This window comes from Nonlabens dokdonensis (assembly GCF_002162835.1).
Lineage (GTDB): Bacteria > Bacteroidota > Bacteroidia > Flavobacteriales > Flavobacteriaceae > Nonlabens > Nonlabens dokdonensis_B.
The window spans coordinates 1-5967 of record NZ_MAAX01000065.1; the positions used below are offsets into that span (position 1 = coordinate 1).

Sequence of the window (5967 nt, forward strand, 5' to 3'; positions counted from 1 at the left end):
TAATCATATCTTTCATCTTCTACAAAATTAGTCCCATCAAACACCTCATAGTTAGATCTCGTAATCAATCCAGCGGTAGTGACAGAATTTACCTCACGACCATAAGTTTCAAACATTCCGTTTACAATCTCTTCATACGTAAAAATGGTAGGGAAACCATTTGAATTATAAGTAACGTTACCTCTTTCTTCTTGCACCCATTGAGAACCATTCCATTCTTCTGCTAGATAAGAGTCAACTCTACCATTTGCATAAGAAAAAGTAAGCCTATAGTCATTTTCATATTGTCCATTTACATAATCTTCATCAAGAAATACGAGTATATCGCCGGCAGAGTTATAAATGTAATTGGTGCGATAACCTATACCAAATATTCCGTTATTTGTAAATTCATACACTTCTGTAGCTACCTTATTATTTGCATTATAGGTATAAGTAGTACGATCACCTAGAACCCAGCTGTTATTAAAAGAATCCCAGAAATAATAAGTTTCAGAGGTTAGGTTGTTATTTGTGTCATAAGTATAATCATAGCCAAAACTATTTTCATAACTGCCAGTAGAAGAATCGTAGTTTTCTGTAAGTGCAGATAGCAATTGATTTTGTGCAAATAATATGGTACTTGAAAATAAAAATAAAATAAGAGTAATTTTTTTCATGATTTGAATTATTAGTTGATTCAAATCTATAAGTAATTCTCTTACAATAATATACCCTATAAAGGGTACATTTTTTTAGTTATAACTTACTGTAATCGGTTATTAATTTTTTGTACCATTTGCCTATATCTTTAGGAATAACTTTGTAATTCTTGACGAGTTCTGTAGCTAGTCTTGATAGTGATCGATCTTTAAGAGATGTATTTGCGGTAAGGTATCCTTTGAATTTACCTTTATCATCAAGAATTTTTGGAGGTGTATTAGTGACTTCATTCCATGGAGATAGTTTTTTATTAGGATCTCCGTAATTATTTAAATCATTCCATATAGAAGTATTGCTGAAGCTACTCCCGTAATCTCCAAAAGCATTCCAAATAGATTTGCTATCAAATCGAGAACAATCCAGGCATCCTAAATATTCAGTATAATCTGAGCCACCATATAAATGTAAGTTTTGAGATGTTGCGCTATACGTCGTTATTAGAAGAACGATTAAAAATAACTTTTTCATTTAAAATGTTTTATGCAAGTAATTGATATGAATAATAATAGAATTAAAAGCTTTATTGATAACCTGCTGCTTGCAAATTAAATAATTTCTCGTACAATTTAGGGTTTGCCATCAACTCTTCGTGTGTTCCTATTTCAGCAATTGTGCCATTTTCTAGTACTAGAATACGATCTGCCATGCGTACGGTAGAAAACCTATGAGAAATTATGATACTAGTTTTGCCTTTGGTGAGTCCTATAAATCTTTCAAATACATCATACTCTGCTTGTGCATCTAGTGCGCTGGTAGGTTCATCGAGAACGATAACATCTGCATCTTTCATGTAGGCACGAGCAAGAGCTACTTTTTGCCATTGTCCACCACTTAATTCTTGTCCTTGAGCAAATCTTCTACCTAGTTGTTGATCAAGTCCACCTTTCATGACTTCGATCACTTGATCTGCAAGACTGCGCTGTGCAGCATCTTGAATTTTAGGATCGTTACTTAATTCATCAATATTACCAACAGCAATATTTTCTCTTAATTTGAATTCATATTTAAAGAAATCTTGAAATATCACTCCAAAACGCTTGCGGTATTCTTGTTTATTGAATTTTGAGATATTGATTCCGTCTAGAAGGATTTCTCCTTGAGTAGGTTCATAAAACCTTAGGATCAATTTGATAAGGGTAGTTTTTCCAGCGCCATTTTGTCCAACGAAAGCTATTTTCTCGCCAGCTTTAATACAGAAGTTAACTCCTTTGAGAACTTCTACATCACTTCCTGCATAACCAAAGTGTACGTTCTTCAGTTCAAACCCTTTTTCAATTGTTTCAGGAATAGGAGTGTAGTGCGCAGCGTTTTCTTTAATCTCTATATCTAGAAAATCAAAGTAATCTCTCAAGTATAAAGAACTTTCTGATATGGCTGTAAACCTAGAAAAGAAACCTTGTAAGTTGTTGCGCAACCTATTAAACGAGCCTGATAAGAAAGTAAGTTCTCCTATTGATAATGTTCCAGAGATAACCTTAAAAATGATAAAAATATAAGCACCGTAATAAGATAGTATCCCTAGAATATTAAAAAGAGATCCATAAAGGCTTTGCTTTAAAGAAAGCTTTTTATTGATCTCGTAATAGTCTCCAGATAACTTTTTAAAGCGACCAGCGATGTAATCTGTCAAGCCAAAAAGTTTAACTTCTTTTGCGGTTTGATTATTAGCTCCTATGAATCGCAAATAGTCCAGCTCGCGACGCTCTGCTGTCCAGCTTCTCGCAACAGAATAACGATGTGAACTGTATTTTGCCTCATTAATAAATGAAGGTATGATGCTCAATACCAGTAAAATGATCAATAAAGGCTCAAAGTAAATTAATCCAGCTATGAGAGAACTTATAGAAATAATACTTTGTATTTGGCTTAAAGAAGCGCTCATTAATCCTACGCGACCACTAGTTTGCTGCCTCGCTCTTTCAAGTTTATCATAAAAATCTGGATCTTCCAGTTGTTCTAATGTGAGCTCATTTGTTTTTCTAATAATTTTCTCTGACGAGGCGTTAGAATATAAATCACCTATTAAACCATCAGTGAGGTTAATTAATCTATTCAGTAAGTCAGCAAGAACCGCAACGCTCAATTCTATGGCTACATAGGTCCATAATTGAGATAAATCTTGAACATCTAGTGAAATTTGAAAAATTACTTCGTCTATGATTAATTTTCCTACCCAAAGCAACACTACTGGGCTTACTGCTGTGAGTAATCTAGCTAAGAAATTGGTTACAAACAATTTAGGGCTTACACGCCATATCTCTTTAAAAAATCTAGGCAGTGTTTTCAATGCGCTAAAGGAGAATGTCTTGCCTTTTTTACTTTGTTCTTTTATAGATGCTGGAACTCTTCTTGCCACGTTTCTTGTTTAAGATACAAAGGTACGATCTAGGGATTTGGTTTATGAAGTTCTCGCTTTCGCGAAAGCGAGATTATAATTTTTTTTTGCATAGGTAACATGAAATATACTTAGTAATGGGTATTTCTTAAGCCTGTAAGTTTTAGGACATTTGGCAGTGAACTAATTGATAGTTAGGGTTAATGCTAACTAATGTTCATGTTAAACAACTAATGCCAAAACCTAATATGTTATGTTTAAAATTACCCAATTGTTTGCCAAACGTGGTGCAATAGTTCTACTAGTCGTCATGTCTCTCGTTGCCTGTAGTAAAAAAATAATGGATCCATTATATGAAAGAGTACCTGCCATTCCTGAGGTTCCAGAGTATAAGTTACTAGATCCATTGAGTGTTCCTGGTGACAAGCAGCTACAACTTAAAATAAATTTATTTGAGGAAAGCTTACCAGATGAAGGGAATTATGTAAACAGTCCTGGAGCAACGGCATCTAATGGTTCAAGACCATCTGTCATTATCGCCGTACCTGCTGAGGAGTCTGGTAAACAAAGAAAATTTGAAGAAGGTGATGATGATGAAAGTATTTTTGGAACATCAGGATACTATAATGAAGCAGAACAGTATGTAGAAAAAGATCTTTTGCGTAAAGGTTTTTCAGTTCTAGATCGTTCTAAATTTGAGGCAAAGCTTAGAGATTTAAGGGATAAAGCCGAGTATGGACAACGTGGATGGCTATGGGACAGCCAGACAGAACGAGCCCTAGAAAATGGCGAGTATGAGGTTGTTAAAACAGATCTCAAAAATAAATTTGAAGATGGAAAATTAACCCTTCAAGAATATCAAACACAAATCGATGCAGTAGATAAACACAGTCAAAGAGCTCTACCAGGTAAAAAACGTGATGAAAATGAAATGAATGATATAGCTGAGGTAATAAGAGCAGCTCAAACAGGAGCAGACCAGGCAGATTACTTATTGCAAATTAATGAAGTTAAAATGGGTAAAGCTGGAGACCGTAAATTATCAATACAGGATCTTCCAGAAGTTCAAAAATTTATGATAGATAATACTGGATTAAGTTTTGGCAAGTTACCTTATTCTTTACCAGCTCAAATAAGTGCTAACTGGTTTCAGTCCAGTTTAAATGCAAAATTGATTGAGATTAAAAGCGGTAGCATCGTATGGTTAGGAAGTTATGAAATTGAATCTTGGGCGGCAGATGAAGTTAAAGTAACCATCAATGTCACTAAAAAGGTCGCAAATGATAATGAAGTAAATGGGGTAATATCTGACTACAATCGCAAGTTAAAATCAAAAGAACAACGTCTAAAGAAAGTACAAGGTCAACTACGTTCTAGTTATAATTTAGCCATGAATCCTAGTACAGCACATGAGAGTAAAGAAGAAATGGAAAAAGCTGAAAATGAACTAAAAAGTAAAATAAGAAAGCTAGAAGACGAGCAGTATGCGCTGATTAAAGATATAGAACGTTTAACCTTTGATACGCCACGGTTTTCTAAAGATCCATGGGATTATAAATACGTAGTACAAGAACCTATTATAGAACCAGATCTTTCACAACCTAAAAATAAACTTGAAGAAAGAGAGCTAGATAAACACAAAGCACAATTAATTAAAAGTGTTTCTAGATTATTAATAAATACGATTGCAATTAATTAGACGGTCATTAAACTACCTGAAAAAAGCCTCTAAACTATTTGAAGATTAGAGGCTTTGCTATTTTCTTATATTAAGGTAATTCTTGTCCAGCTGCGGCAATATAAATTTCAAACCATTGCTCGAGTGTTAGTTTAACTTGCATAGTTTTTACAGCGCTTTGAACTCTATCGATTTTACCAGTTCCTAGCACTGGAATAATGCGCGATGGATGCATCAATAACCACTGCAGGATTACCTGATCTAGAGATATGTTATCTAGATCATTTGTAATATTTTGAAGCACTGCATGAACTCTTTTTCCTTTGTCAGTTTTAGGATTAAACAACTCACCACCAGCGAGAGGTGACCATGCCATGGGAGCAATCTTTTTACCTATCAAATAGTCTATATTTTGATTCTCAAAGTGTTCTAGACAGTACGGAGATATTTCTATTTGATTAGTAACTAAAGGAATATCCAGATAATTTTGAAGCGACTGCAATTGTTCTGGCAAGAAATTTGAAACTCCAAAGTGGCGTACTTTACCGCTAGAAAGAAGTTGATCAAATGCAGCAGCAACTTCTTCAGGATTAAAAAATGGTGATGGCCTATGCAGTAATAAAACATCTATATGATCTGTTTCTAGATTTTTTAAAGACTCCTCAGCTTGTTGTATAATATAAGATGAGCTGTAATCATAGTATTTTACTTTGCGATCGGGAAATTTGTCCGTTTGCAGTTTTATACCACATTTAGTAACTATTTCCATTTGATCTCGCAATGATGGTTCTAGTTTTAAAGCCTTACCAAAAGCGCCCTCGCATTCATGATTTCCGTAAATATCTGCATGATCAAAAGTGGTGACACCTAGCTCCATGGATTCCTTGATAAAAGAAAGTAATTCTTGGTCTGTTTTATTCCAGTCCAGTAATCTCCACATTCCTAATACTAATCTTGAGATTTCTAGATCTTTATTTAAGCTTATTCTCATTGTGATTTTTTTTCAAAGTTAGTTGATATGGCTGTAGGTTTAAAACAATTAAAGAAGATACCAAGAGTTCTTTTTTTAAAGCTGTAACTACAAAGTGAACAATTATTATGTAAATAGGCTATAATTATTTAGGTGCGTCATGCGGTATGGTTAGTCGTATATAAATGAGCGTTTTACTATACTTATAATAACGCCTTCTTCATTTCTCAATTCTTTATGAATTATGTTGCCTTTGTCATCATAGGATACATTTACCACATC

The 5967-nt window shown here is 34.1% G+C and carries 5 protein-coding genes; 1 reads left to right on the plus strand and 4 read right to left on the minus strand.

The window, feature by feature from the left end:
- The 3 genes from A9Q93_RS03910 to A9Q93_RS03920 all read right to left on the minus strand — a co-directional run.
- A partial coding sequence (locus tag A9Q93_RS03910; protein ID WP_303686068.1) for a hypothetical protein occupies positions 1 to 659 on the minus strand: 659 nt, incomplete at its 3' end.
- A gap of 79 nt (positions 660 to 738) precedes the next feature.
- A complete protein-coding gene (locus tag A9Q93_RS03915; protein WP_303686069.1) occupies positions 739 to 1170 on the minus strand; it encodes a hypothetical protein in 432 nt (143 codons plus the stop codon).
- A 52-nt stretch (positions 1171 to 1222) separates the two neighbouring features.
- On the minus strand, positions 1223 to 3058 hold the full coding sequence (locus tag A9Q93_RS03920; protein ID WP_303686070.1) for an ABC transporter ATP-binding protein: 1836 nt from the start codon (positions 3056 to 3058) through the stop codon (positions 1223 to 1225).
- A 232-nt stretch (positions 3059 to 3290) separates the two neighbouring features.
- Here A9Q93_RS03920 and A9Q93_RS03925 point away from each other — a divergent pair, with 232 nt between their 5' ends.
- Positions 3291 to 4736, plus strand: coding sequence for a hypothetical protein (locus A9Q93_RS03925; protein ID WP_303686071.1), 1446 nt, complete (start codon positions 3291 to 3293; stop codon positions 4734 to 4736).
- A gap of 70 nt (positions 4737 to 4806) precedes the next feature.
- Here A9Q93_RS03925 and A9Q93_RS03930 read toward each other — a convergent pair whose 3' ends face one another.
- The gene (locus A9Q93_RS03930; RefSeq protein ID WP_303686072.1) at positions 4807 to 5706 is read right to left on the minus strand and encodes an aldo/keto reductase family oxidoreductase; all 900 of its coding nucleotides are present in this window, start codon (positions 5704 to 5706) and stop codon (positions 4807 to 4809) included.
- Between the last annotated feature and the right edge of the window lie 261 nt (positions 5707 to 5967).

Bases quoted from the DNA above. Each gene is read 5' to 3' on its own strand.
- A9Q93_RS03925 (WP_303686071.1), top strand. From the start codon at position 3,291: ATGTTTAAAATTACCCAATTGTTTGCCAAACGTGGTGCAATAGTTCTA.
- A9Q93_RS03915 (WP_303686069.1), bottom strand. From the start codon at position 1,170: ATGAAAAAGTTATTTTTAATCGTTCTTCTAATAACGACGTATAGCGCA.
- A9Q93_RS03930 (WP_303686072.1), bottom strand. From the start codon at position 5,706: ATGAGAATAAGCTTAAATAAAGATCTAGAAATCTCAAGATTAGTATTA.